23 protein-coding genes and 1 pseudogene are annotated in these 26086 nt (G+C 43.1%); 7 read left to right on the forward strand and 17 right to left on the reverse strand.

The window, feature by feature from the left end:
- Window positions 1-98: 98 nt before the first annotated feature.
- From GUY17_RS01330 to GUY17_RS01340, 3 genes are all read right to left on the reverse strand, one after another.
- The gene (locus tag GUY17_RS01330) at window positions 99-428 is read right to left on the reverse strand and encodes an FKBP-type peptidyl-prolyl cis-trans isomerase (protein ID WP_162022064.1); all 330 of its coding nucleotides are present in this window, start codon (window positions 426-428) and stop codon (window positions 99-101) included.
- A gap of 35 nt (window positions 429-463) precedes the next feature.
- Window positions 464-2398, reverse strand: coding sequence for a S9 family peptidase (locus GUY17_RS01335; RefSeq protein ID WP_162022065.1), 1935 nt, complete (start codon window positions 2396-2398; stop codon window positions 464-466).
- Between the two features lie 71 nt (window positions 2399-2469).
- Window positions 2470-3813, reverse strand: coding sequence for an MATE family efflux transporter (locus GUY17_RS01340; RefSeq protein ID WP_162022066.1), 1344 nt, complete (start codon window positions 3811-3813; stop codon window positions 2470-2472).
- A gap of 14 nt (window positions 3814-3827) precedes the next feature.
- On the opposite strand from GUY17_RS01340, the gene GUY17_RS01345 reads away from it, so the two are divergent.
- Entirely contained in the window at window positions 3828-4886 is a 1059-nt protein-coding gene (locus GUY17_RS01345; protein ID WP_123778479.1) for a polysaccharide deacetylase family protein, read from the forward strand.
- 17 nt (window positions 4887-4903) lie between these two features.
- On the opposite strand, the gene GUY17_RS01350 is transcribed toward GUY17_RS01345, so the two are convergent.
- The 5 genes from GUY17_RS01350 to GUY17_RS01370 are packed head-to-tail and all read right to left on the reverse strand — an operon-like array spanning window position 4904 to window position 8886.
- On the reverse strand, window positions 4904-5500 hold the full coding sequence (locus GUY17_RS01350; protein ID WP_254439901.1) for an SCO family protein: 597 nt from the start codon (window positions 5498-5500) through the stop codon (window positions 4904-4906).
- Window positions 5501-5545: 45 nt separating this feature from the next.
- Entirely contained in the window at window positions 5546-6457 is a 912-nt protein-coding gene (gene cyoE, locus GUY17_RS01355) for a heme o synthase (RefSeq protein WP_162022067.1), read from the reverse strand.
- Window positions 6458-6470: 13 nt separating this feature from the next.
- Window positions 6471-7451, reverse strand: coding sequence for a heme A synthase (locus GUY17_RS01360; protein WP_101084880.1), 981 nt, complete (start codon window positions 7449-7451; stop codon window positions 6471-6473).
- Window positions 7451-8002, reverse strand: coding sequence for a hypothetical protein (locus tag GUY17_RS01365; RefSeq protein ID WP_162022068.1), 552 nt, complete (start codon window positions 8000-8002; stop codon window positions 7451-7453). The genes GUY17_RS01360 and GUY17_RS01365 overlap by 1 nt, the downstream gene beginning before the upstream one ends.
- Before the next feature lie 56 nt (window positions 8003-8058).
- Window positions 8059-8886, reverse strand: coding sequence for an SURF1 family protein (locus GUY17_RS01370; protein ID WP_162022069.1), 828 nt, complete (start codon window positions 8884-8886; stop codon window positions 8059-8061).
- On the opposite strand from GUY17_RS01370, the gene GUY17_RS01375 reads away from it, so the two are divergent.
- Window positions 8834-9052, forward strand: a complete 219-nt coding sequence (locus GUY17_RS01375) for a DUF2909 domain-containing protein (RefSeq protein ID WP_041412724.1) — start codon at window positions 8834-8836, stop codon at window positions 9050-9052. The genes GUY17_RS01370 and GUY17_RS01375 overlap by 53 nt on opposite strands.
- A gap of 16 nt (window positions 9053-9068) precedes the next feature.
- Here GUY17_RS01375 and GUY17_RS01380 read toward each other — a convergent pair whose 3' ends face one another.
- The 6 genes from GUY17_RS01380 to lexA form a co-directional block, all read right to left on the reverse strand.
- Window positions 9069-9944, reverse strand: a complete 876-nt coding sequence (locus GUY17_RS01380) for a cytochrome c oxidase subunit 3 (RefSeq protein ID WP_162022070.1) — start codon at window positions 9942-9944, stop codon at window positions 9069-9071.
- Window positions 9941-10504 carry a cytochrome c oxidase assembly protein gene (locus GUY17_RS01385; RefSeq protein ID WP_162022071.1) on the reverse strand — a complete coding sequence of 188 codons (564 nt, stop codon included), beginning with the start codon at window positions 10502-10504 and terminating at the stop codon, window positions 9941-9943. The genes GUY17_RS01380 and GUY17_RS01385 overlap by 4 nt, the downstream gene beginning before the upstream one ends.
- 1 nt (window position 10505) lies before the next feature.
- Complete coding sequence (gene ctaD, locus GUY17_RS01390; protein ID WP_101084886.1) at window positions 10506-12101, reverse strand: cytochrome c oxidase subunit I; 1596 nt, start codon at window positions 12099-12101, stop codon at window positions 10506-10508.
- 9 nt (window positions 12102-12110) lie between these two features.
- A complete protein-coding gene (coxB, locus tag GUY17_RS01395) occupies window positions 12111-13697 on the reverse strand; it encodes a cytochrome c oxidase subunit II (RefSeq protein ID WP_162022072.1) in 1587 nt (528 codons plus the stop codon).
- A gap of 394 nt (window positions 13698-14091) precedes the next feature.
- Entirely contained in the window at window positions 14092-14598 is a 507-nt protein-coding gene (locus GUY17_RS01400) for a cell division inhibitor SulA (protein ID WP_162022073.1), read from the reverse strand.
- Entirely contained in the window at window positions 14595-15209 is a 615-nt protein-coding gene (lexA, locus tag GUY17_RS01405; protein ID WP_059745867.1) for a transcriptional repressor LexA, read from the reverse strand. The genes GUY17_RS01400 and lexA overlap by 4 nt, the downstream gene beginning before the upstream one ends.
- Before the next feature lie 264 nt (window positions 15210-15473).
- Here lexA and plsB point away from each other — a divergent pair, with 264 nt between their 5' ends.
- The 5 genes from plsB to GUY17_RS01430 all read left to right on the forward strand — a co-directional run bounded on the left by plsB (window position 15474) and on the right by GUY17_RS01430 (window position 20831).
- A complete protein-coding gene (gene plsB, locus GUY17_RS01410) occupies window positions 15474-17897 on the forward strand; it encodes a glycerol-3-phosphate 1-O-acyltransferase PlsB (RefSeq protein WP_101085352.1) in 2424 nt (807 codons plus the stop codon).
- Window positions 17897-19153 carry a tryptophan permease gene (gene mtr, locus GUY17_RS01415; protein WP_162022074.1) on the forward strand — a complete coding sequence of 419 codons (1257 nt, stop codon included), beginning with the start codon at window positions 17897-17899 and terminating at the stop codon, window positions 19151-19153. Before plsB ends, mtr begins: the two co-directional genes overlap by 1 nt.
- A 143-nt stretch (window positions 19154-19296) precedes the next feature.
- Window positions 19297-20073 (forward strand): VOC family protein, encoded by a 777-nt coding sequence (locus GUY17_RS01420; RefSeq protein ID WP_162022075.1) that lies wholly within the window; start codon window positions 19297-19299, stop codon window positions 20071-20073.
- Window positions 20074-20304: 231 nt separating this feature from the next.
- Window positions 20305-20568, forward strand: coding sequence for a hypothetical protein (locus tag GUY17_RS01425; protein ID WP_059745865.1), 264 nt, complete (start codon window positions 20305-20307; stop codon window positions 20566-20568).
- Window positions 20565-20831 carry a hypothetical protein gene (locus GUY17_RS01430; RefSeq protein ID WP_162022076.1) on the forward strand — a complete coding sequence of 89 codons (267 nt, stop codon included), beginning with the start codon at window positions 20565-20567 and terminating at the stop codon, window positions 20829-20831. The genes GUY17_RS01425 and GUY17_RS01430 overlap by 4 nt, the downstream gene beginning before the upstream one ends.
- 88 nt (window positions 20832-20919) lie before the next feature.
- Here the strand turns inward: GUY17_RS01430 and GUY17_RS01435 are convergent, their stop codons facing one another.
- From GUY17_RS01435 to GUY17_RS01445, 3 genes and pseudogenes are all read right to left on the reverse strand, one after another.
- Window positions 20920-24054 carry an efflux RND transporter permease subunit gene (locus GUY17_RS01435; protein WP_101084892.1) on the reverse strand — a complete coding sequence of 1045 codons (3135 nt, stop codon included), beginning with the start codon at window positions 24052-24054 and terminating at the stop codon, window positions 20920-20922.
- An 11-nt stretch (window positions 24055-24065) separates the two neighbouring features.
- Window positions 24066-25574, reverse strand: coding sequence for an efflux RND transporter periplasmic adaptor subunit (locus tag GUY17_RS01440; RefSeq protein ID WP_162022077.1), 1509 nt, complete (start codon window positions 25572-25574; stop codon window positions 24066-24068).
- Window positions 25575-25771: 197 nt separating this feature from the next.
- A pseudogene (locus GUY17_RS01445) lies at window positions 25772-25987 on the reverse strand (heavy metal-binding domain-containing protein); the annotation flags it as partial.
- Window positions 25988-26086: the final 99 nt, after the last annotated feature.

The raw sequence follows: 26086 nt of genomic DNA on the forward strand, positions 1-26086 counted from the left end.
AATTACTGCTACTAACAAAGCTAATAAACAAAAACGCGACCTCATTATGAGGTCGCGTTTTTTGTTGGTATCGATTAGGTTTTCGCCATCTAGTGGCTTTAGTCGTCTCGAGTGAGTACTTCAAGTAATTCAATATCAAAAAATAAATCTGAGTGTGCTGGAATACGCTCACCAATCTGGCGTTCTCCATAAGCTAAATGAGCCGGAACTGATAGTTGCCGCTTGCCGCCGACATTCATACCAATAATACCCTGATCCCAGCCTTTAATGACTCTGCCGGTGCCAATGACACACTGAAACGCATCTGAAGCGTCAAACTGACTTCCGTCGGCTAATCGACCGCTATAACGAGTGGTAATTAGCGCGCCTTTAACTGCGGTTTTACCGTTGCCAATTTCAATGTCGGTAATAATCAATTCTTGAGTCATAGTATTCTCGTATGTGACGACTGGGCTATTTGAGGTTATTTTACCCCAAGATTGGTCGCTAAGAAGTGTTCTATTGCAATGAATGTTGTAAGACGATGTTCATTACTACTTAAGTAATGATCGCCATTTTCCAGTTCGATATACTTTACGGGTTTATGTAAATCCTTAAGCGCATCATACATTTCTTCACTGTGTTGTACTCGCACCACGCGATCTTTAGTGCCGTGGATTAATAATACTGGCACGTTAATATTGGCTACTTTGCTAATAGGTGAACGCTGATACAAATCGTCGTAATCATCACCAATTTGTTTTTTAACAATTTTGCTGTTGTCGTACCGACGCGATGATTTAACTAAATATTCAAGGTCAGTTACGCCCGCGACACTAATGGCACATTGATACAGATCGGGGGTGATAGCTACGCCCATTAATGCAGCATAACCACCGTAACTGGCACCGACAATACACACGCGTTTTGGATCGCTAATACCTTGTTCGATAAGCCAGTGAGTACCATCCTCAATGTCGGTTTGCATTTCTAAGCCCCAGTTTTTAAGACCCGAATTCATGAAATTGAATCCATAGCCTGACGAGCCGCGAAAGTTCATTTGTAGCACAGCATAACCACGATTAGCTAAAAACTGCGCCCAATAATCAAACGTGGTTGAGTCGTAGCTAATAGGTCCGCCATGGGGGAAAATTATGGTCGGTAAGTTTTTGGCGACAATGTCTTTTGGAGTGGTGAGGAAGGCTTCAATGGCTAAACCATCACGAGCATTATAATGGACTGTTTGCGGTTGAGATAACACTTCTGGTGGCAATTGGCTGTAACGGTAAGCTATAGGGTAAAGTGCCTTTTGGTCTCTATTACCAAAGTAATACGCACCAGATTCTATAGGACCAGTTGCATAAACGATGTAACGACGTTCATCATCACTGAACTGAGTGATCACATTATGTGACTCTGGTAATGCAGTTGTAAGACCATTGTTCAACTTGATATAATCTTGGTCCCAGAACAGATATTCACCTTCAATGTCGGTGCTTAAACCAATGACCTTTTGTTTTAGTGCGGAATACACGAGCCAGCCTTCAATATCGTAATTTTCATTGTGAGAAACGAGTTCTTTAGTCAATGTCGGGTCAGTTAAGTTGACTTTAAAGATGGCTTTAAAACCTTGATGATAGGCGCTGATATATAAGATATTAGGATCATGGTCAAAACCGATAGGCCAAATTACGTCTTCTGCTAAAGCCTCGAACTCCCATAATTTGCGGAGATCTTCACCCGCTCCTTTTTGTTCGTAAATACGGTAGGTTGTGTCATCGCGATAAATACCAATACGCACATTGTGCTGCCTATCGGTTAACCAGTTTCCAATGTGCATACGTGCTGGTTGTAAAGTCTTGATACCGCCTGTTTTTAAACTGACTTTAACGACGCTTTCATATTGCGGTTTAGAACCTAAACCTTGAATTTGCATAAGGATGTGGTTTGGATCTGTGTCAAGATAATCAATAACCGATGCTTGTAATTGCGGTAAATCGACAAAACGCGATAGAGAACGATTAGAAAACACACTTGAGGTTTTATTGTCGCTCAGTGAGTATTTTATTAACCGTGTTTCGGTTGTGGGAACACCTCGACGGATGGCGGGATATTTAGACTCGATTAAGATGACATCATTATTTGCCCACGTTAACGATAAAATGACAAATTTCTGATTGTCAGTCTGTAATGGGTAAATATCTTTATTGGTTTGAATATCGCGAATAGTGAGTACTTGGCCCTCAAGCTCATTAGTACTGACTCGTACAAGAGACGCAATTTTTTTACCGTCAGGAGATAAGCTAACAAAGCGGACATCTGGGATGCTGGCAAAGGCTTCTATAGGCAGAGGTTTGGCAAATGAGCTAAGCGAAAATAGACATAAACTAATAACAACAAGCCATAAAATCCGTTTCATTAAAGGTCCATGTAATGCGATATAAAAATGTTATTTGGATGTTACATTTTTATATCAAGGTCTTCAATATATTATGCGGCCGCCAGTTGATATCTGAGTTTGTAGTAATAGTGCCAGCCAAGAGTTACGCTTCGGCATAGCATGAATATTGACATCGCAGCCCAAAGGCTGTGGTTGCCCCAATCTTGCAATAGATACCAACTCGGAAAGTAAACGCCAAAGGTAGCAATTATCATGCTGTTACGCATAATACTCCCGTGTGCAGCACCAATATACACGCCATCAAACAGATAACAGCCAAATGCCAAGATAGGCATAAAAATGAGCCAGATTAAGTAGATGTTTGCGGTGTTTTGTACCGCTTCAATATTGGTTAATAGCTGAATTATCCATGGTCCTACCGACCAAAAAAGCAGGCTAAATAACACCGCAACCATTGCCGACCAGCAAAAAGCCAATACAACACTGTCATGCAGTAGTGTTGGATTTTTTTGACCAAATGCGCGGCCTACTTCGGCTTCAGCATAATAGGCTATACCATCTAACGCATAAGAGATCAGCATCAGTAAATTAAGCAGTACTGCGTTGGCGGCAATAGTATTGTCGCCTAAACCGGCACCATAAAAGGTCATAAAACTAAAGGCGGCTTGCAAGCACAAACTGCGGATAAAAATATCACGGTTTAAGGTGAGTAAACGAGCATATCCGCGCCATGATAAATGGGCGATAACCTGGCTTAAATTAAGCCCACCAGTGTGCACCAGTTGGCGCTTTACCATAATCAATGCCACTGAAAAAGCACTGATATCAGCAATAACAGATGCCAATGCTGCACCTTGGACATTCCATTTAAAGATGATGACAAACACAATATCGAGAATAATATTAGCGCTGTTAGCGATAATTAATTGCCACATAGCAGCTTTTGGCGCCTGGCGTCCGAGTAACCAGCCCAATAACACTAAGTTGATAAGGGCAAAAGGCAGTGACCAAATTCGAATTTCGACGTATTGGCGGCAGTAGAACATTACTTGTTCGCTGGCATCACTCAAGCTTAATGCTAAATCGAGTATGGGAGAGTGTAATATTACACAAGCTATTCCCAACGTTAATGCTAGGCTGCAACCTTGTATCAGTAATTGTTGTTGAGTTGAGGTATCATTAGCACCGTAGGCTTGTGCGACCAGCCCGGTGGTGGACATGCGTAAAAAGCCCAGTAACCAAATCATCAAGGTGATAATGGTACTGCCTAGCGCTACGCCACCAAGATAGTAAGCTTGTCCAAGATGACCAATCACCGCAGTATCAACTAATCCTAATAGCGGAATAGTGATATTCGACAGTATCATTGGTGTCGCTAAAGCCAATAGTTGACGATTTTTTTGGCGGTTTAATAGTAATGCGCTAATTGACATAGGTATGGATAATCATGGTTAAAAAAATAGCTTTATTGTTGGCGGTGTTCAGCTTGAGTGTATTACATTTTGATGCCAATGCAGTGGTCATTTTACAATATCACCACGTGTCGGACGATACCCCGAAAAGCACAAGTGTCACACCAAGTCAGTTTGCTGAACAGATGCAGTACTTGGCTGATAATGATTTTACTGTGATTTCATTAGCTGAAGCTGTTGATTCAATAAAGCATAACACGCCAATAGCCGATAGACGTATTGTGATTACTTTCGATGACGGTTATGACAGCATTATCAACAATGCTGCGCCCATTCTAGCCTCACATCAATTTCCGTACACTGTGTTTATTTCTGTTGCCCCCATCGATGCCGGTTTCAAGGGCATGATGAGTTGGAAAGACATTACTGCCTTATCCGAGCAAGGCGTGACGATTGCCAACCACAGCTGGGGACACGAACATTTAATTCGTCGTCAAGGCAAAGAAACCCAAGCCCAATGGCAAGCCCGTGTCGAAGATAATATCTTATCGACAGAAGCTGAAATATTAAAACGTACTGGCCAAAGTGTAAAAATGTTTGCCTACCCGTATGGTGAATACACTAACAAATTAGAAGCAATTTTGGCGAAACAGGGCTTTGTTGGCTTTGGTCAGCAATCTGGTGCCGCAGGGGAATATGCTTCACTAACGGCATTACCGCGCTTTCCGGTTGCCAATGCTTATGCTGATTTAGCGAGTTTAACGGTTAAGTTTTCTAGTTTACCGATGCCGGTGATTAAGCAGAACATCAGCGATCCATTATTGGTATCAGGTAAGTGGCGACCTAAATTAGAGTTAACTATTGATACGCAAGATATTTATCCACATCAAGTGATGTGTTTTATTCAAGGCCAAGGACCGAAGAAACCTATTTGGTTAAGTGAAAATCGCTTATCTATCCAAGCATCATCAGATTTGGCACCCGGTCGTTCACGCTATAACTGCACAGCGCCCAGCAAAACAAAAACGGGCTATTATTGGTTTTCACAAGCGTGGATCCGCCCGCAAGATAATGGTCAATGGCTCGAAGAGTAACGATATTACGTAAATGGCTAGTGCCAAGATTGAACGATTTGGCTAAAGTCAGCAATGAGCTCAGCATTAAGAATTTGTGCGAGCTGCCCAGGTTGTGGTTTGGGTTTAAAGACTGCTATTTTTTCCCCTCTTGGCGAAACCAACACATACGATGCGCTATGGTCTACTTGGTAATCACTGTCCTCTCCCACCATGGCATACACAAAGCCTAAGTCACGACTAAACGGAAATAAGTCGGTGTGTTCTGCGCTGACCGCTTTAAAGTCTTTATTGAAAAAATTTATGTAATCTAATCGTTTAGCTTGAGTGTCACGTTTAGGGTCTGCTGACACAAACACCACTTGTACATTGCTGGCTATTTTTTGCAGTTGTGGATATGCCGCTGCGAGTTTATTCAGAGTGGTAGGGCATACATCCGGGCAAGCTGTGTAACCAATAAAGAACAAACTCCATTTACCTTGTAACGTTTGGTTAGTAAACGCATTGCCGTATTGGTCTGCTAATGTAAATGGTGCTAATGGGCGCTGCTGCTCAAATACATAACTGGTCGCCAATGGCATAGGCTCTGTTTGCGTCTGTTGATAAACGACACCACCCACTAGGGCTAATAACATTAGCCCTACCGCTATCATTATTTTCAATATATTTTCCTTTCTAATTTAAGCGTTTACCCAAAAGTAATGGTCAACTAATAATACTATAAACAACACCATTAAATGATAAATTGAGAATTTAAAGACTTGCATAGACAGCTCTGGATAGTCATGAAACTTTAACTGCCACGCTTTATAGATAAAACCACAACTCAGTAACGTTGAACCCACCAAATATATTGGACCACACATGCCGACTAAAACGGGTAGTAGACAGGCAATGGCTAATAAAATGGTGTAAAGCAAAATACAGGTTTTGGTAAATTCTACCCCATGTGTCACCGGTAACATTGGAATATCGACCTTGGCATATTCTTTACGGCGATGAATGGCTAATGCCCAAAAATGCGGTGGAGTCCAAGTGAAGATAATAATAACCAGAAGCAGAGCGTAGCCATGCAGTTCATTGGTTATTGCGGTCCAGCCTAATAATGGCGGCATAGCGCCGGCTAATCCACCAATGACAATATTTTGTGAGGTCGCCCGTTTAAGATAGGCGGTATACACCAAGGCATAACCAATTAAACTGGCAAAGGTTAACCAAGCTGTGAGGGGATTAACTAAGGTATATAACACCACAAAGCCGAGTGATCCGAGCGACACAGCAAAGGTTGCCGCTTTAATGGTGGAGATTTTTCCTTTAGGCAGCGGACGATTATAAGTTCGAGCCATCAAACCATCGATTTTACGATCAATTAAGTGATTAAACGCCGCCGCAGAGCCTGCCATCATCGCAATGCCTGCCATTCCCGCAACCAAAGGTTGTAACGGTACAATGCCAGGCACAGATAAACACATGCCGACCAACACTGTAAGCAGCATAAGTGCTACGACTTTGGGTTTGGTCATTTCAAAATAGGCGCGCCATTGTAGAGTTATCTTAGGTTGAACCTGACTAATAGTAAGAGGTTTTGTCATGGTTGATCCTCACTTATGCTTTACGCAACAGGGCGTAATTAATAAAGACTAAGGTAAGCAGCAATAAGGCTGCGCCTCCATTGTGTGATACTGCGATGCCTAAAGGTAAATTCATCACCACATTACTAATACCCAGTCCGACTTGAGCGATGACCAGTAACACTAATAAGTAACCACTGTTACGCATTATATGTGATTGTGCATAGCGTAATTTGAGTGCAAGTACGATTAGCGTTATGGCGGTTACCACTGCCCAAATTCGATGGCTGACATGAATGGTCATGCGGGTGGAATAGTCTAAAACGCCAAATTCAAAACTGGGGTGATCGCCTTGGAATGGTGAAAAAGCATCGGCTAAACGTAAATTATCGACCCAATTACCTTCACATATGGGCAGGGTGGTACAGGCAAGCGCGGCGTAATTTGATGAGGTCCAGCCACCGAGTATAATTTGAATGACTAATACACCAAAACTGACTAGTGCTAACGGAATGAGCTTACGCGCATAGGTATCACCTCCGGGGATCCTTAATGGTTTAAGCCGCAGATATAACAGTAGTAACAAGGCGAATAAACTAAAACCGCCTATAAGGTGCGCCATTACTACAACAGGCATTAATTTCATGGTGACAGTCCACATTCCCAATGCGGCTTGAAACACAATGAGTACCGCAATAAAAACGGGCAGTTTTTTGGGTGCTTGCGGCTGTTTAAGACACATAATTAGAATGGCTAAAACCATTAACCCTAAAGTACCAGCAATATAGCGATGGATCATTTCAAGCCAAGCTTTTTCTGGCTCAATTTGAGCATCAGGAAATCGACTTTCAATATTGGCTAAGTCATGGCTTGCACTCGGCACCGCTAAATGGCCGTAACAGCCTGGCCAGTCAGGACAACCTAATCCAGCATCAGACAGGCGCGTATAGGCGCCCATTAGAATAACCGCCAAGGTAAACACTAATGTGAATTTGATTAATCGCTGTATTGCCATTAGCCAACCCTCGACAACTTAAGCATTTTGCGTAAATCGGCAATCATGGCTTTGCCCTGAGCAATATTGGCGTCGTGACCTATTACGTTGTCATATTGCATGACTAAGCTACCGAGAGGGTCGACAATAATAAGCTGTTGATTGGTCAGTAGTGCAGCAAGTGCGTCATTGGCGTTTGCTTGGTCAAATGAGATATTTAATTGCTTGAGAATTTTGGTGTCACTGTGGCTGTTTACTACAATGATTGGGGTAACACGATCCCTATCTTTGCCGAGGGCAATATAGCTCTGGTGTAAAATATACAGCCGTTCTTGGCATTGCTCATTGCAGGTTTCGGGTAAAAAAAACAGTACTTGCCATGCATGAGGTTTAGGGTTTTCCATGGCTAAGTTGGTGTAGTTTATGTCGGGAGCGATCAGCGCCCCTTTGTTGGTTGCTGCTCCGTTATACAGCTCTAGGCTTAACACTAATTTGGCTAAGGCAACCGGTAAAATAAATACCAGCAGTAAGACCAGTAGTGCTTTATTGCTTTTTTTCGGTAGGGAGTTCATTCCATCTCCTCTTTATCATTTGATATTATTGTTAAGTTAATTATGAACGACGGTGCTTAGCGTCGAAATTGTCGAAATACTATCCAACTCATTAGTCCTAAAAATACTGCTGCCATGGTGAACCATTGCAAGGCATACCCTTGATGTTTTTGTGCCGACAATGGAATGGGTATCCAAGGTTGAGGCAGGTGATAATTTGGAACATTGTCGGGTTGCAGCACCACAGGCGTCAGCGTATGGCCAAGCATGTCAGTGAGTGCGGGTATATTGATATTTTGAAAACGTACTGGAGCATGAGTATCGGTTAATTGCTCTGCATCGAGTCGGTCACTTAATGGGTTGGGTTGTTTTTGATAAACTCGGCCAACCAGCGTGTAGTAATTTGTTTTTAACGGGGTTAGTTCAGGTAAAATTCGGCGGTCCTTGTTTGCAGGTACAAAGCCTAACTCGACCAATATCCAAGGTTGTTCAGGGGTTATTTCAAAAATTTGATACGCTAAATATCCCACCTGGCCTTGATACACTTGATTGTCTAATAACAGCATCATGTTGTTAATTGGTTTAGCTGATATCGATAGACGGTAACCCGTGAGTAATTTCGTCTCCGGCTGAGAGCTTGTTGATGCTGCTGACAATTCAACTATTGCCAACATTTCCTCATAAGTGACAGCTTGTTGCTGTTGACGCTGAAGTAGTGTGCTTTGCCACTCTTGTTTAAAGGTTGCTCGTGATAACTGCCATAATCCTAACTTGACCAACAAGCTAAACACGACCAAAGTAATGATTACGAATAATACCCGAGACACCCCCACACTTTTAAAAGGATTGCCTGTGACAACACCTTTCATCGTTAAGTTAGTTTTAGTCTCGTTGCTTGTATTCATATTATTTAACTTAGGTAGGGCCTTATTTATTATGGTTAAGGGCGAGCATCAACAATCAATGAGTCGTTTTCTCGGCCGGCGCGTATTGTTTTCTGTTGTCGTTATAATGGTATTGCTGGTGGCTTTGGGGCTTGGTTACATTCAACCTAACCCCAGACCTTATTAGTCGTTAATACGTGGTTTTATAGTACGTATACGAAAATGAATAAACATAACCACACCACATCAACGAAGTGCCAATACCAACTCCCAGCTTGAAAAGCGAAATGCTTGTCGGGGCTAAAGTGGCCCTTTACAATTCTGAGTAATAAAATAATCAAGAACAGGGTGCCAATCGTTACGTGCATGCCGTGAAAACCGGTTAACAAAAAGAAGGTGTTGCCGTAGACACCAGAAGAGAGCGTAAGCCCCATTTCTTGGTATGCATGGCTATATTCTTCAACCTGTAAACTGAGAAACGCAATACCCAGAATTACCGTCAACGCTAACCAGATTATCAAAGGTTTACGATTGGCTTTTTCGAGATTGGTATGAGCAAAGTGCAAGGTAACCGACGAGGTTAGCAGTATAATAGTGTTAATTAACGGCAAACCCGTCCATGGCATGGCTTCTGTTGCGGTGCCATCAGGTGTTTTAACCAATGGCCACATAGCTTCAAATGCAGGCCACAACACTTCATGGGTCATGGCATTGTTAGATGCGCCACCAAGCCAAGGTACTGAAATCATGCGGGCATAAAATAGCGCGCCGAAAAATGCCCCAAAAAACATAATCTCTGAAAAAATAAACCAACTCATTCCCTGCCTAAATGAACGATCCATTTGCGGTGAATACAGTCCAGCCATGGATTCATCAATAACGGTCTTAAACCAGCCAAAAATCATAAAGATAATCACGGCCAAGCCGGTTATTAAAATGTAACCGCCAGAGGTTTTTTCAGTGGTTAATTGTTGTACATAATTACCTGCGCCAAACGCAATTAAAAATAAACCGATAGCACCGATTATTGGCCAAGCACTTTGGGTTGGCACATAATAAGTTTGATACTTTGTTGTCATTTTGCTGCTCCTTGCTCTATGACGATCGCCTGTCTATCGGTGATGTCATAAAGGGTATAAGAGAGAGTCAATGTGTTAATGGACGCTGGTAAATCAGGGTCCACGTAAAAAATCAGTGGTAGTTCTGCTGTTGCTGCTGCAGCCAAAGGTTGTTGATTAAAGCAAAAACATTCCGTTTTATTGAAGTATGCAGCCCCTTGCCCTGGCGATACCGAAGGGATTGCTTGGCCTACAGTGTCACGTGTCGATAGGTTTTTAACCAAAAATTGTGCATGAGTGAGCTCCCCAGGATGTACGCTTATTTGGTTAACTTTAGGGCTAAATTCCCATGGCATACCTGATTGAACTTGAGTCACAAATTCAATGGTTACGGTCCGGTTTTTATCAACCACCACCGCTTCATAACTACTGGCGCTATTTTGGGGTTTGCCATTAATCCCCAATGTATCGCAGAGCACGTCATAAAGCGGTACCAGCGCAAAACCAAACCCAAACATACCAATTGACCCGGCAATCAGGATGATTAATAGCTTACGATTTGATTTTGTTGGCTGTGTCATCTCATTTAATCTCCGGTGGAGTGGTAAACGAGTGATATGGCGCAGGGCTGGCAATCGACCATTCCAAGCCTTCGGCTGCTTCCCAAGGATTATCTCCAGCGGGTTTGCCACCCTTGATACATTTGAGAACTACAACAAGGAAAATTAGCTGAGATAAACCAAATGCAAAGCCACCAATCGACACAATTTGATTCACATCGGCAAACTGTACCGCGTAGTCGGGGACCCGGCGCGGCATACCCGCTAAGCCTAGAAAGTGCATTGGGAAAAACAACACGTTGACGGATATTACCGAACACCAAAAGTGCCACTTACCTAAAGTTTCGTTATACATATGGCCGGTCCATTTAGGCAGCCAATAGTAAGCCGCCGCCATAATGGAGAATATCGCCCCAGTCACCAGTACATAATGGAAGTGAGCCACGACAAAGTAAGTGTCGTGGTATTGGAAATCAGCAGGGGTAATTGCCAGCATCAAGCCCGAAAAGCCACCAATAGTAAACAGGATGATAAATGCCACTGCAAACAGCATTGGAGTTTCAAATGTCATTGAACCGCGCCACATAGTGGCGACCCAATTAAACACTTTCACCCCGGTTGGAATGGCAATCAACATGGTGCAATACATGAAAAACAATTCGGCAAAAACAGGCATACCAGTAGTAAACATGTGATGTGCCCATACCAAAAATGACAGAATGGCAATACTGGCAGTGGCGTAAACCATCGAGGAGTAACCAAACAGCTTTTTACGGCTAAAGGTTGGTACTATCGCGGAGATAATACCGAAGGACGGTAAAATCATGATGTAAACTTCGGGATGGCCAAAGAACCAGAAAATATGCTGGAACATCACCGGATCGCCACCACCTGCAGCATCAAAAAAGCTAGTACCAAAAAACTTATCGGTTAATACCATGGTGACCGCACCTGCGAGCACCGGCATTACTGCAATCAGTAAAAATGCGGTAATGAGCCAAGTCCACACAAACAAAGGTAACTTCATCCAGGTCATGCCAGGAGCTCGCAAGTTTACAATGGTTACAATGACGTTAATTGCGCCCATTATCGAACTTATTCCCATTATGTGAATGGAGAAAACAAATAGGGCGGTACTGTCAGGACTATAGGTGGTTGAGAGCGGAGCATAGAATGTCCAGCCAAAGTTAGGGCCGCCGCCTTCCATAAAGAGTGAACCTAATAAAATGGTAAAGGCGAAGGGTAAAATCCAAAAACTCCAGTTGTTCATTCGCGGTAGTGCCATATCTGGGGCACCAATCATCATTGGAATTAACCAGTTTGCTAACCCGGTAAAAGCGGGCATCACCGCCCCAAACACCATGATGAGGCCATGAACTGTGGTCATCTGATTAAAAAAGTTAGGTTCTACTAGCTGTAATCCAGGCTGAAATAATTCAGCTCGAATCACCATTGCCATCGCACCGCCAGTAAGAAACATAATGAAACTAAACCATAAATACAGCGAGCCGATATCTTTATGGTTAGTGGTGAGTAGCCAGCGCATTAGCCCCTTCGGAGCGCCGTGATGATGATCATCATGAGCGGTAGCCAGTGTATCGTGCGTTGTTGTGCTCATTGTTTTCCCCTACTGTCCATGGCTAGCGACATCGGCAGGTTGCACCGCTTCGCCAGAATTATTGCCCCACGCATTGCGCTCATAAGTAATCACAGCCGCCATCTTTTGCGGGCTAAGTTGACTACTAAATGCCTGCATTGCGGTACCTGGTTTTCCGTGCATAACGATATCGATATGTCCGCTAACCGGTCCAGTAACAACAGGGCTGCCAATAAGTGAAGGGAAAGCGCCTGGTAAACCAGCGCCAGTGGCTTGGTGACATGCAGCACATGTCGTAGCATAAACCTGCTCACCTTCAGCAATTAATTGCTCCAAGGTTAACGTGGGCAGATCCTCTGGTACAACAGCTTCTGCTACGGCTTCGACAGCTTGATTGGCTTTGTCGGTAACCGCATCGGTAATGTCAGTTGTCGTTGCTGCAATAGTATTTGCTGCATCGGTTACTGCTTTACTTGGTTCGGTGCTTGCCTCGTTACTGCCTAAAAAGTTTCCTATATCAGCAGCTTGAACAACATCACCGCTATTATTGCCCCACGCATTACGCTCAAAGGTAATTACTGCGGCAATTTCTAGGGCGCTAAGTTGCTTTGCAAAGGCTTGCATTGCAGTACCTGGTTTACCGTTTAAGACGATATTCAGGTGATCGTTAACAGGGCCTTTTATGATAGGGCTGCCAATTAATGATGGGAATACACCAGGAAGACCCGCACCATTGGGTTGATGACAAGCGGCGCACCTAGCAATATAGATTTGCTCACCTTGTGAGGTTAGCTCCTCAAGAGACAAGGTTTTAGACATTGATGCCGCAGCGGCTGTAGCTGCATTGCTTGCTAGTTTTTTTTGCTCTACTAACCAATTATCAAAATCGGCCTCCGATAATGCTTGCACCACAATCGGCATGAAACCATGGTCTTTACCGCATAGCTCGGCACATTGGCCGCGATACGTTCCAGGCTTATCAATACGAGTCCAGGCTTCGTTGATAAAGCCTGGATTGGCATCTTTTTTAACGGCAAACGCGGGCACCCACCATGAATGGATAACATCATCAGATGTCATCAAGAAGCGCACTTTTTGGTTAATGGGCAGTACTAATGGCTTATCGACTTCAAGGAGGTAATGCTCGCCTTTGGCCTCACTGCCATCAATTTGTGCTCTGGGAGTGGATAATGTGCTGTAAAATTCGATGTCTTTATCAAAATAGCTGTAATGCCACTTCCACTGCGACCCGGTAATTTTTATGGTGAGATCAGCATCACTGGGATCTTCCATAGCAATCAAGGTTTTGGTGGCTGGAATAGCCATGCCGATTAAGATGATGAAAGGGATGACGGTCCAAGCAATTTCCACTTTGGTACTTTCGTGAAAATTGGCCGCGACAGCGCCTTTTGATTTGCGGTGATAAATCATTGAGTAAATCATGATCCCAAACACCACTAACCCAATTGCACAACAGATGTAAAGAATCGTCATGTGGAGGTCATAAACCTTGCCACTGATATCTGTCACGCCTTGAGTCATGTTGAGGGGCATTTCTGATGCCCCAAGCGGAAGTGCTACAAACACCACCAGTAAACAATACAACCATTGCTTCACAAGACTACTCCTCTGCTAATTGCAAATAGCAACTACAAAGAAGAGTCACACAGTAATTCTCTGCTCTATGCAAACTCTTCGGTTCCCGAAAAAAGTTTGATGACCTCAAAGTACTTTGGTGGCTGTAAACAGACGGTCTACGGTTTTATTGTTAGCTGTGCACCACGCTTGTACCTACTACTGAACTTATCAATTTTGATTTGGCTCATTTGTCTGAAAGTAATCTTGATTACTGCCATTCACGTCCAATTAAAGATAAAAATGTTTCATCCTTGTTAACCACATTACTTGTAGATTAAACATTGATCAAGATCACTTTGTTGGCTAATAGGCTGAAAAAAGATGAAAAAAAACCCTGAATTCAATACAGGGCTTGGTAATGAAGGGTTCGTGCTTAGTGAAATGAGCAAAAATTACTTGTTCCATTTGTTAAAGTAGGGCTAACAAGTTGATGTTTGTGAGGTAAGTGAGCATTCACATCTTCAATTACCACCCCTAATGCACGTGCACTTTTGGCGACAATTTCTAAACGGCGACTATCGCGAGCATCAAGTGAGCTTGTCCAAGTTACTACTGCGCTCGATGTACCGCTAGTGAGCGCTTTCTCCATGGCCCATAATGTTTCGACTTCATCTTTGGTGTGCACCAGTAAAATGCGATCCATTCTTACACCAGCACTTGCCAGCATATGTTTATAGCCAATATGGGGCGGACTAATTAACACAATCCATCTGCCTTGCTGGCTCAATATCGCTAACTTGCTGCACAATTGGCTCAGTTCAGCCTCACCTTGAGTGACAGTTTGTAATGTTTGAATGGTTTGGGTGCCATGCAGTTCTGTTTCAGTTAAATCTACCCATAAGCCCGGGTGGCGTGGCGCGATGCCCATTAGTTTGTTCATAACCAATCTCCATTACGGATAACGCCAACGGCAAGCCCTTCGATGGTTAGGCTTTGGCAACTTAAATCTACTTTTATTGGATTGTAATCTTCATTTTCGGCATGCAGATAAATCACATTACCTTTTTGTTCAAATCGTTTTACGGTGACGTCATCATCAACACGTGCCACAACAACCTGGCCATTACGTGCTTGCTGCATTTTATGTACAGCGAGTAAGTCGCCTTCTAAAATGCCGATGTTTTTCATGCTGTCACCACGCACTCGCAATAAAAAATCTGCGGCGGGCTTAAACATGTTTGGATCGACTTGATAGTATTGCTCTACATGCTCTTGAGCCAAAATTGGTTCACCAGCAGCAACCTGCCCAATGAGTGGCAGACCGGTTTCAACCTGTTCTTCATGAGGTAAACGAATGCCTCTTGAAGTACCAGGCATGATCTCGATAAAGCCTTTTTTGGCTAATGCTTTTAAATGCTCTTCGGCGGCATTAGCACTTTTAAAGCCAAGACGATTCGCAATTTCAGCACGAGTGGGTGGCATACCTGTTTCGGCGATATTGTTTTTAATTAAGTCTAAAATTTCTGCTTGGCGCGGCGTTAACGGTCTCATGATGATTCCTGTCTTTTTATACAGTGACTGTCATTATATACAGTGTTTGTGTTCGCGCAAGTATTAACCAACTATTTTTTGTATTTTGTTGATTAAGTATCACTCAACAATATGTTTTAATTAACTATTACTAATGTTCTGTCTTATGTTATTTCTGATAGTGAGAGCTTAAACGTAAAGATAGATCGGTCTGATAGTGTAAGCAGGGTGGTTTCTGGTATCCTATACGACAATATTACAGTGGCTTATGTTGCGAAAATAACCATGTCAAAACCAGATTCAATATTTTTACGAGCATTAAGATGGATTCAAAAGTGGATGGTACAGACCATTGTGGTCCCTCACGATCCTTTTGATGACCTCAATATAGATCCAACTAAACCTTTGGTTTATTTAATGAAAACGGAATCTATTAGCGATATTGCCGCGTTGAGCGAAATCACCGAGGGCTTTGGTCTGCCCAGTCCTTATGAGCCATTACAGCTTGATGGCTTAACCGTGCCTCGTGTGGTCTGTTTAGAGGGCCGCAAGCCACTATTTGGTAAACGTGAAAGTGGTGACAAATTCCTTAATTATTTTACCAGTTTATTGTCACTTCATAGTGAGAGCCCTGAATTAGATATACAGTTGGTTCCTGTTTGCCTTTATTGGGGACGTACCCCAGGTAAAGAAGAAGACAGCATGAAAGCTGCTGTATTTGAACGTGAAAACCCTACGTGGTTACGTAAATGGTTAATGATTTTATTTTTAGGACGCCATAATTTCGTCCAGTTTTCTAATGCATTATCGCTTCGTCATATGGCCGATGAACATGGTACTGATAAAAGAATTGCTCACAAATTAACCCGAGTCGCCCGTGTGCATTTCCGCCGTCAACGCAAAGTGATGACGGGGCCACAATTACCGAATCGACAAGCGTTGTTTGCCTCTTTATTAAAATCAGAATCTATCAAAAAAGCCATTGAAGAAGAGTCTGCAAATAAGAAAGTAACAGTCGAGAAAGCACGTGAAACCGCCATTGAATACCTTGATGAAATTGCCGCCGACTATTCTGATAGTTTGGTGCGTATTGCCGAACGTTTCCTGACTTGGTTATGGAACAAATTATACAGTGGCATCAATATCAAAGGTGCCGAGCAAGTAAGACAGTTACATCATGATGGCCATGAAATTGTTTACGTTCCTTGCCATCGTAGCCATATGGATTACTTGCTACTGTCGTATATTTTGTATTATCAGGGCATGGTTCCGCCGCACATTGCTGCCGGTATTAACCTTAATTTTTGGCCAGCAGGGCCGATGTTCCGCCGTGGTGGGGCATTCTTTATCCGTCGTAGTTTTAATGGTAATAAACTTTATACCGCAGTATTTCGTGAATATTTAGATCAGTTATTTGCTAAGGGTTATGCGGTCGAGTATTTCACTGAAGGAGGTCGTTCGCGTACAGGACGTTTGCTAGCGCCTAAAACCGGTATGTTGGCTATGACAATTAACAGTGTGCTACGTGGGATAGAGCGCCCAGTAACCTTAGTACCCGTGTATTTAGGTTATGACCATGTGATGGAAGTGGCGACGTACCACAAAGAATTAAGCGGTAAGAAAAAGAAAAAAGAATCTGTATGGCAGGTATTTGGTGCTATTCGTAAGTTAGGCAATTTTGGCCAAGGTTATGTGAATTTTGGTGAGCCGATTAATTTACAACAGTTCTTAAATCAGCAGGCGCCAGAGTGGCGTGATGAGCTAGCTAAAGATCCTGACCAAAAACCATCTTGGTTTACGCCCTCAGTTAATTTGTTAGCTAACCGCGTAATGACTAATATTAATGGAGCGGCCGCAGCCAGTTCAGTAACATTGACTAGTTTAGTGTTATTAGCGTCAGAGCAAAATGCGTTAGAAAGAAGCCAGTTAGAACGTCAGCTTGATTTGTATTTAGCCTTACTTAAAACAGTGCCTTATACCGATTATACCTCTGTGGCCGAAGGTAATGGCAAGTCAATTATTGATCACTGTCTGTCGTTAAATAAGTTTGTTAGTACCAAAGACCTTATTGGTGAAATTATTTCAGTTGATGAAAAAATTGCCATCACCATGAGTTATTACCGTAATAATATTATTCATTTGATGGCGTTGCCGTCATTAATTGCCAGTTGTTTAGTGCATTATGACGTGTGCGATCGCCAGCGAATTCATGGCATTGTAATGGACTTTTATCCATTACTTAAAGCTGAGCTATTTATGAGCATTGATGATGTGCCTCAACATGTGGATAGCATTTTAGATTTCATGGTTGAACAAGGTTTACTGACCGGTAGCGATCAGTTTGAGATAACGCCTCGTCATATTACCCAAGTGTTACTGCTTGCTGAAACTATCAGTGAAACGTTGCAACGTTATGCGATTATCTTCAATTTACTCGCAATAAAACCTGATCTTGAGCGCTCAGAACTGGAACGCGATAGCCATTTGTTAGCCCAACGATTAGGCGCGCTGCATGGCATTACCGCACCAGAATTTTATGACAAAAAATTATATAATACCCTGAGTGTGAAACTGAAAGAATTGGGTTATTTATGCAGCGACGAACATCGTGCTGAAGTGATCAGAATTCGTGATAACGCTAATAAATTACTCAGCTCTTTAGTAAGACAAACCATTGTTGATAGTGTGGAAGCGGAGCACGGACAATAATGGCTAATCATATGAATGCTGCCAAGCATCGTACCAGCGGTAAATCTGTATTGGGTGGGGCGATGATTATTGCCGGAACCACTGTGGGTGCGGGCATGTTTTCGTTACCCGTTGTTGGTGCTGGAATGTGGTTTGGCTATTCTATCGCGATGTTGCTCGGCGTTTGGTTTTGCATGCTAATGTCGGGTTTATTGTTATTAGAAGCCAATTTGCATTTTGAACCAGGCGACAGTTTTGACACCTTAACTCGGGTGACTCTTGGGCAGTTCTGGCGGGTGATTAACGGCGTTTCGATTGCGTTTGTGTTATATATTTTAACCTATGCTTACATAAGTGGTGGTGGTTCGATTGTGAATCACAGTCTGTCAGCATTGGGCGTGAGCCTACCCCAGAGTGTGGCCGGATTGGTGTTTGCGGTAGTCTTGGCTTTGGTGGTATTTATTAGTACTAAAGCGGTCGACCGTATCACCACAATCATGCTTGGTGGCATGGTGATTACTTTCTTTTTGGCTATCGGTAACTTACTAATCGACATTGATACCATAAAGCTAGTATCGCCTGATGGTGAATCGCGTTACCTGCCTTATTTACTTGCCGCTATCCCTTTTGGATTGGCCAGTTTTGGTTATCACGGTAATGTGCCAAGTTTAGTCAAATATTATGGTAAAGATGCCAAAACCATCGTTAAGGCGATTATTACCGGAACCACTATCGCATTGGTGATTTATATATGTTGGTTAGTGGCAACGATGGGTAATATTCAACGAAGCCAGTTTGCCGATATTATTGCTCAAGGTGGCAATATAGGTGTGTTAGTGGGTGCGTTGTCTGGGGTTATTGCCAGCCAATGGCTGGATAACATGTTAACCCTATTTGCTAATCTTGCCGTCGCCTCATCATTTTTAGGTGTGACACTAGGCTTGTTCGATTACCTTGCTGATTTATTTGGGTTTGACGACTCGCGCTCAGGACGAATTAAAACGGCAACGGTCACGTTTGTACCGCCAACAATCCTTGGTTTGTTATTTCCGAATGGATTTATTTTAGCGATTGGTTTTGCTGCGCTAGCTGCCACTATTTGGGCTGTTATTGTACCAGCGTTATTAGCCTATAAAGTAAGACAACAATATCCTGACTCAAAGGGATTTAAAGTCCCTGGTGGAACCCCGTTAATTGCTATTGTGGTGTTGTTTGGGGTTATCACTGCTACATGTCATTTGCTGGCCATGGCCGATATATTGCCGGTGTTTAAATAGACGCAAAAATTCCGGTGAAACAACTTTTAGCCTAAAAGCCTTCGTTTGAAGGCTTTTTGCTTTTCTGCTGATATCGACTTAACTTATGAGACAAGTTTTATGTTGGCCATATCAAGGCAACTATTTTATAGAGGATTAAGATAATGCAGGTACAACAGTATCAACAAGGACAGCCTTGCTGGATTGAATTAGCAACTCATGATTGGGCGGCAGGTAAAGCATTTTATCAGGCGCTATTTGGCTGGGGAGCAGATGATATGCCTATGCCAGAAGGGCATTATACTATGCTGCAAATCGACGGTGATGACATTGCGGCAATGTACCCAATGCCAGCAGAAATGGAAGCCTTACCGACTCATTGGACAATTTATTTTGCGGTCGATGATGTTGATGCTACCTCTAAGGTTGTGACTCAAGCTGGAGGTGAGATTATTGCTGGGCCACATTCTGTTGGAGATGCTGGCCGTATGGCGCTATGCACAGATCCAGAAGGCTGTCGATTTGCATTATGGCAAGGCCAAGACCATATTGGCATTAAGCGATCGCAAGAATCAAATACCCTATGTTGGGTTGAGCTTGCTTGTCGTGATACCGCTGCGGCGAAACAGTTTTATAGCCAAGTATTAGGTTACCAAACTCAGCTTAATGATGTGGCTGATTTTGAATACACCGAATGGTATGCGGATGAACAAGCCATTGGCGGAATGATGGAAATGACTGCAGAATGGGGTGATACTCTTGCCCACTGGATGAGTTACTTTGCCGTTGATGACTGTGATGTATCAGTGACTAAAGCACAAACCTTGGGAGCTACTGTTTGTGTGCCAGCAACCAATATTCCTAACGTAGGCCGTTTTTCAGTACTCAATGATCCACAAGGTGGGGTTTTTTCAATTATTGCGTTATTTGCTGCGGAATAAATAAATTTGAAAATTATATTTTTACATAATGAATGTTGATTATTTATATTCGTGTGTTGCCGATTAAAGCTAGAGTATCATTTAATGTAGAGTGCCGATTTAAGATAGAAGGGCGATTGAACCTTGATTATTAAGTGATGTCATATTGAGTTGTTGGAAAAATGTTACTGTTAGTAGAGTGTTACTATTAGTTGTTGGTAAGAGTTAGTGTATTTAAACAAGGATGAGTGAATGACACAGGAAAACACCCAAATCACATTAGCCAGTATTCATCGCAGTATGTTGTTAGTGGCACTGATCGATTTTCCTGGCACGATATTATTTGGTCTTGGGCTCTACGGTATCCTTGTAGGGTTTGACCAAGATTTCTTGCCTATGTTAGCCAACCCTTTGATCATTATTATTATGTTGATTATCGGTGCGATTATTATGCTATGGGGGATTATCCGCATGATGCTGCTTGCGCGTCAAAAACAAGGAATATTACAACAATGAAAAAACGGATAATCCAATTAAGCTTGTTATCTAGCTTAGTGATACTTACGGGATGCCGTGGTACCGATATCATCAATATTGGTAATAATATTGGCAATGCAGATGACAATAAAAATGACACAGATTACATGATACTGAATGTCCCTAGGGCAATTTTAGCCAGCGATCCATGCAAATATGGGCATCCTGACGATATTGCGGCTTGCCGTAAAAAGAAACAAGATGAAGCCGACCAACTTAATGAATCACTTAAGCGTAAATAACATTGTGATTAGCATATAAAAATCCCAAGCGATTAATCGTTTGGGATTTTTTATTTATAGAGATAAAAAGTAAATAAATTTAAGTGAATTATTGCTTGGGCAACTTGCGGCCGTATATGAGTAAGTAAATTGCTGGGATAACAAATAGCGACAGTAGCGGCGCCGTGACCATACCGCCGACCATTGGTGCAGCAATTTTTTGCATCACTTCATTACCCGTACCGCTGCCCCACATGATCGGCAGTAAACCAAAAAATATGGTAGCGACGGTCATGGCTTTAGGGCGAATTCGCATCACTGCCCCTTCCACTAATGCAGCCGTTAAATCCGCTTTACTGTGGTAGTTGTCGGCTTCTTTATAGGCCTTAATACTATTATTAAGGTACACCTGCATCACTACGCCAAACTCTGCGGCAACCCCAGCTAAGGCAATCATGCCGACAGATACGGCAACTGAAAAATTAAAGTCCAGCCCATAAAGTAACCATGCACTACCCACCAATGAGAAAGGTAAACTTAACATGATCACCGATGCTTGTATTACTGAATTGAAAGTCATCATCAGCAACATAAAAATCACCGCGATCATTAATGGGATCACCATTTTCATTTTGGCGTCTACGCGTTGCATATACTCGTATTGTCCAGCAAAACTATAGTTGTAGCGTGGAGGAAGAGTGATTTGTTGTTTAAGTGCCTTTTCTGCTGCAACGATATATTCACCGATAGAAATGTCTTTTAGATCGACAAACACCCACGAGATAAGGCGACCATTTTCACTGGCTAGCATGGGGGCGCCATCGGTGATTTTCAGTTCGGCTAAATAACTTAACGGTAAGTACTTACCCGTTTTAGTCAGAACTGGTAAATTTCTGAGCTTCTCGATGTTGTCACGTAGCTCTCGCGGGTAACGGATATTGATTGGATAGCGTTCTTGACCTTGTATTGATTCACCAACGGTCATGCCGCCAATGGCAATTTTTACCACATCTTGGATATCTTTTAAGGTCATGCCATAACGTGCAGCATTTTTAAGGTCTGGTGTGATATCAATATAGCGGCCGCCGCTACTGCGCTGTGAAAATGCCGACTCAGTTCCCGGTAATTGGTTTACTACCGCTTCTATTTCTGCACCAATACGTTGTAGTTCTTCAACATTTGCGCCCGATATTTTTATGCCGACAGGGGTTCTCACGCCGGTAGATAGCATATCGATACGGGTTTTAATCGGTTGCACCCAAGCATTGGTCATCCCTGGTATACGCACGGTTTTTTGCAGTTCAGCAATAATGCTCTCTAAGGTTACGCCTTCACGCCATTCGCCAGGCGGTTTGAGCATGATGGTGGTTTCTAGCATTGTTAGCGGCGCAGGGTCTGTTGCTGTCATGGCCCGGCCCACTTTGCCAAATACTCGTTTCACTTCGGGTACTGTTTTTATCAGTCGGTCAGTTTGTTGCAATATTTCTGCTGCTTTGCCTGCACTTACACTGGGTAGCGTGGTGGGCATATAAAGTAGGTCACCTTCTTCTAAGGTGGGCATAAACTCTGAGCCCATTTGGCTTAATGGGTAGTAAGCACTGAATAGCACAATGATGGCTAATCCGATGGTGATTTTAGGAAAATGCAGTACCCATTTTAACAATGGTTGGTATATGGCAATTAATACTCGGCTAATGGGGTTCTTACGCTCATCAGGGATTTTTCCGCGGACAAAATAACCCATTAACACCGGAATTAAGGTGATTGCTAAAATGGCAGATGCCGCCATAGCAAAGGTTTTGGTAAAGGCTAGCGGGTGGAATAAACGCCCTTCTTGCGCTTCAAGGGCAAATACCGGCGTAAAGCTTAAAGTGATAATCAACAAGCTGAAAAATAATGCAGGGCCGACCTCGATAGAGGCTTCTCTGACGAGTTGCCAATGGTCTTCTCCCTCAGGAGCTTTACCGTGTTTTTGGCGATAATGTTCCAAATGTTTATGGGTATTTTCGACCATCACAATTGACGCATCAACCACCGCTCCTATGGCAATGGCAATGCCGCCTAAGCTCATAATATTGGCATTGACTCCAATGATATTCATGGCGATAAAGCTGACTAAAATCGAAATAGGTAAGGTGATTATCGCGACTAACGTTGAGCGTGCATGCAGTAAAAATAGTAGGCAAATAAGTCCGACAACCAGCATTTCTTCTAGCACTTTATGCTTAAGGTTATCGACTGAGCGTAAGATTAACTCTGAGCGATCATAAGTGGTGACTAATTCGACCCCATCAGGTAATCCATTACTGATCTCCTTGAGTTTTTGCTTAACATTATTAATGGTTTCAAGAGCATTTTCACCATAGCGCATCACCACAATACCGCCGACAACTTCGCCTTTGCCATCGAGTTCAGCAATACCACGACGCGCCGCAGGGCCAGTTCGTAGTTGGGCAACGTCTTTCATTAATACTGGTGTGCCAGTTTCAGATAAAATGCCCAGTGGGATTTCAGCAAAGTCGGCAATGGTTTGGCGATAACCACTTGAAGTGATCATGTATTCTGCTTCGGCCATTTCAATCACCGAGCCGCCTGTCGAGCTATTGGAATTATCTAAGGCGTTTTTAATGGTCATTAAGTCGATTTTATACAGTGCTAGCTTATGTGGGTCGACGACCACTTGATATGTTTGTTCCATCCCGCCAACGGTGGCAACTTCTGATACTCCGGCAACACTTTGTAATTCTAGTTTTAAAAACCAATCTTGTAATGAACGCAGTTGGGCTAAATCATACTGTCCATTGCGATCGACTAAGGCATATTGGAAAATCCAACCCACTCCCGATGCATCTGGGCCAATACTGGGTGTAACACCGGCTGGCAGTTGGTCTTGTGTTTGCGATAAATATTCAAGCACCCGTGAACGCGCCCAATAGATATCGGTGCCATCTTCAAAAATGACATACACAAACGAGTCACCAAACATTGAAAAGCCACGTACTGTTTTGGCTCCCGGCACGGCCAGCATGGCCGATGACAATGGATAGGTAATTTGGTCTTCAACTAATTGCGGTGCCTGGCCTGGGTAAGAGGTTTTTACAATAACTTGTACGTCTGATAAATCAGGTAGCGCGTCCAGTGGGGTCATGCGCATGGCTTGATAACCCACTAACGCGATAACGGCCGTGAGTATCAACACCATAACGCGTTGCTTTATTGAAGCACTGATAATTTTTGCTAACATTGTCGTGCTCCTTAGTGCTGGTGAGCATCGGTAGTGGTTGATTCTTTGGTCGTTGGCGCATTACTTAAACGCTGTAAACTGCCTTGAATACTGGCTTCTGAGTCCAATAAGAACTGCCCTGAAATAACCACTTTGTCATGTTCATTCAGTCCTTCTAAGATTTCGGCTCTACCGTCTGCCATCATACCAATTTTGACTGGCACGGAAGCAAAGCTGGTATCACTGCGTTGCACCACCACACGGTTTTCACGTCCGGTAAGGATCAATGCTTCAGTTGGTACAGTGAGCACATTATTCTTAGGCAGACCAAATAAGGTCACATCAACTAAACTGCCTGGTCTGAGTTTGTCGTTATGATTGTTAAGCTTGATCCGCACCCGCATCGCTCGGGTGACAGGGTCTAATTCTGGGTAGATATAGTCAATTGTCGAGTCAATATCAAACAGCCCTTGTGCTGCAGCGCTAACAGTGACTTTACGGCCTTGTTGTAGCCAGCTTTGTTCATTTTCAAATACATCAGCAATGACCCATACACTGTCTAAATTAACGATTTCAAACAAGGTATCTCCAGGCTGAATATACATGCCATCACGCACGGTTAGCTTACTGATAAAGCCATCTTGTGGGGCATAAAAAGGCACTTTAAAAATGGTTTCACCGGTTTTTTCTAAACGATCAATTATCGAGGTATCGACGCCAAGCAACTCTAAGCGTTTACGTGCTTTAAGTAATAAACTGCTACCTCGTTTTTTATCTTGCAAAAGGTAGTCTTGAGCTTGGGAATAGTCGTCTTGGGCATTGACGAGTTCGGGCGAGTAAAGCTCATATAAAAGTTGGCCCTTTTTTATCTGTTGTCCCACGTTATTTACCGTGAGCGTTTCGATCCATCCGGTTGCGCGTGTATGCACATGGCCAATCGCATTTTCATTATATTGCACTGTGCCTATGGTATTCACTTGGCGCGACAAATTGGTTTTTTCAACTACATGGCTTCGCATACCCAAAGCTTGTTGCATCCCGCCAGAAACACCGACAACAATTTCTTGGCTTGCATCGGTAACGGTGACTTTCTCTAGGTTCATCCCGCAAATAGGGCAGGTACCAGGAGCATCGGACACTACATGTGGATGCATTGGACAGACATATTTTACATTGGTGCTATCGCTCTGATTTGCTGTCGGCACTAATGTAGGTTTAGGTTGGCTAAACACCTTATCTGCTTGGCTTTGTTTTACAGGAGTCGCACTTTGCATGTTTGCCATTGGATCTTGAGTGCCGTCAACGGTGGACTCTTCTTCCTCCTCTTTGACGACGAGAAACATATTACAGATGGGGCAGGTTCCCTCTTTATCACTGATCACTTCAGGGTGCATCGGGCAAGTATAGGTTTTACTGGCTTGTGACTGATGCTGAGCATGATCGTGCTCTGCGCCATAAGCGACAGGTGATGTGAAAGCCGCGGGGATCATTACCCCAACAAACGCGCCTAATAGCACACTAGAAAGTGGGAATTTTTTCATAACAACCTCGATATTCATCATGACAATACTGACGATTGCCATGATGATAAACGCTAAAAACAATAATGTTGAATGTGCTCAACACACAAGAATGATCAATTAAACTTGTCTGCTAGGCTTGGTTCTTTTGGAATAGCGCCATGCATGTTAGCCATCGGATGTTGAGTGTCGCCAGCACTGGACTCTTGTTGCTCATCTTTGACGACGAGAAACATATTACAGACGGGACAGCGCCCCTCTTTATCGCTGATCACTTCAGGGTGCATCGGGCAGGTATAGGTTTTACTGGCTTGCGACTGATGCTGGGCATGATCGTGCTCTGCGCCATAAGCAACCGTTGATGTCAGAGCTGCGGGGATGATGACCCCAACGAATGCGCTTAATAGCACATTAAAAAATGGCAATTTTTTCATAATAACCTCGATATTCATCATGACAATACTGATAATCGGCATGATGATAAACGCTAAAAACAATAGTATTGAATGTGCTTAATGCACAAGAATGATCAA

Origin of the sequence: Shewanella sp. Arc9-LZ (genome assembly GCF_010092445.1) — a bacterium.
In the GTDB taxonomy this organism is placed as follows: domain Bacteria; phylum Pseudomonadota; class Gammaproteobacteria; order Enterobacterales; family Shewanellaceae; genus Shewanella.

Excerpts from the sequence above, each read along its gene's own strand:
- GUY17_RS01385 (WP_162022071.1), bottom strand. The coding sequence starts at position 10,504 with ATGACACAGCCAACAAAATCAAATCGTAAGCTATTAATCATCCTGATT.
- GUY17_RS01345 (WP_123778479.1), top strand. The coding sequence starts at position 3,828 with ATGGTTAAAAAAATAGCTTTATTGTTGGCGGTGTTCAGCTTGAGTGTA.
- GUY17_RS01380 (WP_162022070.1), bottom strand. The coding sequence starts at position 9,944 with ATGACAACAAAGTATCAAACTTATTATGTGCCAACCCAAAGTGCTTGG.
- GUY17_RS01400 (WP_162022073.1), bottom strand. The coding sequence starts at position 14,598 with ATGAACAAACTAATGGGCATCGCGCCACGCCACCCGGGCTTATGGGTA.
- plsB (WP_101085352.1), top strand. The coding sequence starts at position 15,474 with ATGTCAAAACCAGATTCAATATTTTTACGAGCATTAAGATGGATTCAA.
- GUY17_RS01350 (WP_254439901.1), bottom strand. The coding sequence starts at position 5,500 with ATGTTATTAGCCCTAGTGGGTGGTGTCGTTTATCAACAGACGCAAACA.
- GUY17_RS01370 (WP_162022069.1), bottom strand. The coding sequence starts at position 8,886 with ATGAATACAAGCAACGAGACTAAAACTAACTTAACGATGAAAGGTGTT.
- GUY17_RS01335 (WP_162022065.1), bottom strand. The coding sequence starts at position 2,398 with ATGAAACGGATTTTATGGCTTGTTGTTATTAGTTTATGTCTATTTTCG.
- GUY17_RS01360 (WP_101084880.1), bottom strand. The coding sequence starts at position 7,451 with ATGGCAATACAGCGATTAATCAAATTCACATTAGTGTTTACCTTGGCG.
- GUY17_RS01425 (WP_059745865.1), top strand. The coding sequence starts at position 20,305 with ATGACACAGGAAAACACCCAAATCACATTAGCCAGTATTCATCGCAGT.
- GUY17_RS01435 (WP_101084892.1), bottom strand. The coding sequence starts at position 24,054 with ATGTTAGCAAAAATTATCAGTGCTTCAATAAAGCAACGCGTTATGGTG.
- GUY17_RS01365 (WP_162022068.1), bottom strand. The coding sequence starts at position 8,002 with ATGAACTCCCTACCGAAAAAAAGCAATAAAGCACTACTGGTCTTACTG.
- lexA (WP_059745867.1), bottom strand. The coding sequence starts at position 15,209 with ATGAGACCGTTAACGCCGCGCCAAGCAGAAATTTTAGACTTAATTAAA.
- GUY17_RS01330 (WP_162022064.1), bottom strand. The coding sequence starts at position 428 with ATGACTCAAGAATTGATTATTACCGACATTGAAATTGGCAACGGTAAA.
- cyoE (WP_162022067.1), bottom strand. The coding sequence starts at position 6,457 with ATGACAAAACCTCTTACTATTAGTCAGGTTCAACCTAAGATAACTCTA.
- GUY17_RS01430 (WP_162022076.1), top strand. The coding sequence starts at position 20,565 with ATGAAAAAACGGATAATCCAATTAAGCTTGTTATCTAGCTTAGTGATA.
- GUY17_RS01440 (WP_162022077.1), bottom strand. The coding sequence starts at position 25,574 with ATGAAAAAATTCCCACTTTCTAGTGTGCTATTAGGCGCGTTTGTTGGG.
- GUY17_RS01420 (WP_162022075.1), top strand. The coding sequence starts at position 19,297 with ATGCAGGTACAACAGTATCAACAAGGACAGCCTTGCTGGATTGAATTA.
- mtr (WP_162022074.1), top strand. The coding sequence starts at position 17,897 with ATGGCTAATCATATGAATGCTGCCAAGCATCGTACCAGCGGTAAATCT.
- ctaD (WP_101084886.1), bottom strand. The coding sequence starts at position 12,101 with ATGAGCACAACAACGCACGATACACTGGCTACCGCTCATGATGATCAT.
- GUY17_RS01340 (WP_162022066.1), bottom strand. The coding sequence starts at position 3,813 with ATGTCAATTAGCGCATTACTATTAAACCGCCAAAAAAATCGTCAACTA.